We start from the raw sequence: 1,691 nt of genomic DNA, 5'->3' as shown, positions 1-1,691 counted from the left end.
CTATTTATAATGATTTGGCAGATGATAAAGATGCTCCTAATGTTTTGCGTGAGTTAGCACAATATTTAGAAGTAATGAGCTTACTTCACTCCAACGGTGAAAAAATAAATAAAGACAAAATTGATAATTTAGAATCAAGCACAGTGTATCCTTATTCAAGCCAAGAAGCTATCGCTGTAGTAAAGATACATAATAACGACATTAAAGGTGCAACTGAAATATTGCGTTCCCTATTAAATGATAGAAAATGCCCTATCCTAATCAAAGCTAATGCACAAGAATTACTCAGGATATATGGGAGTTAACTCATTGGACTTTTTGCATAGCTTTTGGCAGCGCATCGGATGAAACGAAAAAACTTACTTGACACCCTTCGCCAGCGCCCTTATCATGATAGTGAAGCTATTGTATTTGCTTTCGCCAATCTGCAGATTAAAAGGTAAGGATTACTTAATGTATCGGCGTCTTATGTTCAATTTTTTGCAGTATATAGATACTGTATGTCTTTACAAAACTTCATCTACATCTAGATTTTTATCTAAATAAGCTGAACGCGCTTATAAAGCGTTACAAGACATCAAAAAATGCCAATACTCGACAGAGATAGTAAAAGACTAGCTAACTCGGGGATTCTTTGTCTTTTTTTCTGCTTAGTAAACTTCTTAAACATTTGCAGCGTAAGTTAGTTGCAATTAAAAGCAGCTTAATCTTGCTTTTCAAGCGTTTAAAACATAAAAAACGCCAATATTTTAAAGCGGATAATAACCCCAGGGCTTCTTTTGCCTTTTTTTTCATTTGGTAAATTTCTTAATATTTATGGCTAAAGATTGCACGAATGTTGCAATTACAAAAACGATTTCTACTAGGGTGTAAGCTACTGATATTCCCTATCTTTTTTATCTTTAATCCATCATAGCTAGCGATGCAACAAAGCCATCCCAGTGTCAGCTACTTGGATGACACCATTCTTTTTCCTGGATCCAAGTAGTCAGGGCACTGGGATGACAGCTACCCTGACAATCGTCATCCCGCTGCTTGTTAGCGGATACCGCGGCGGTATGACGTAGAAGTTATACTTTTATGCTTACCAACTTAATAAAATTCCTGGATTCCAGTGTCAGCTACTTTCATGACACCAACAGTTGATATTGGTTTGTTGCTTTGCTAGCCAACTACTAGCTATGCCTCAAGTTTCCTATTCAAAATTTTCAATATCAAATCCAATTCATTTGGATTATCATACCGTATCATAACTTTACCCTTAGAATTGTTGTCATTAATTTTGATCTTTAAACCAAGTTGAGAAGATATAGCGCCTTCTATTACTGTCATATCTTGATTTCTAGTATATCTCTGCTCTTTTTGATTGTTGTTTTGATGTAGGTCCTTTATCAGTTTTTCAGTTTGTCTAACGCTTAAGCCCTGAGAAACTATTTTTTCTGCAATACTTTCCGCATTTTCAACATTAATCAACGCTCTTGCATGACCCATAGACAATTTTTTCTCATTGATCATTGTTTTCACCCTATCAGGGAGCAACAACATCCGAATCATATTGGTTATGTGGCTGCGGCTTTTGCCTATAGCTGAAGCTAATTCCTCATGTGTATAGAAAAACTCATCTATCAGTTTTCTGTAAGCTTCACCTTCCTCTATTGGATTAATATCTTGCCTTTGTATGTTTTCAATAA

2 protein-coding genes and 1 pseudogene are annotated in these 1,691 nt (G+C 35.5%); 1 reads left to right on the top strand and 2 read right to left on the bottom strand.

The window, feature by feature from the left end; all coding sequences use genetic code 11:
- Positions 1–305 (top strand): annotated as a pseudogene (locus tag WG67_RS08845) (hypothetical protein); the annotation flags it as partial.
- A gap of 313 nt (positions 306–618) precedes the next feature.
- Here the strand turns inward: WG67_RS08845 and WG67_RS08840 are convergent.
- Positions 619–795 (bottom strand): hypothetical protein, encoded by a 177-nt coding sequence (locus tag WG67_RS08840; protein WP_179945721.1) that lies wholly within the window; start codon positions 793–795, stop codon positions 619–621.
- Positions 796–1,179: 384 nt separating this feature from the next.
- Positions 1,180–1,691, bottom strand: a 512-nt coding sequence (locus WG67_RS08835) for a ParB/RepB/Spo0J family partition protein (RefSeq protein WP_458694936.1), incomplete at its 5' end; no start/stop codon positions are given.

The sequence above is a fragment of the Wolbachia endosymbiont of Drosophila incompta genome (assembly GCF_001758565.1).
Lineage (GTDB): Bacteria > Pseudomonadota > Alphaproteobacteria > Rickettsiales > Anaplasmataceae > Wolbachia > Wolbachia pipientis.
The sequence above is the reverse complement of the archived record's forward strand: the minus strand, read 5'-3'. Positions and strand labels throughout refer to the sequence as shown.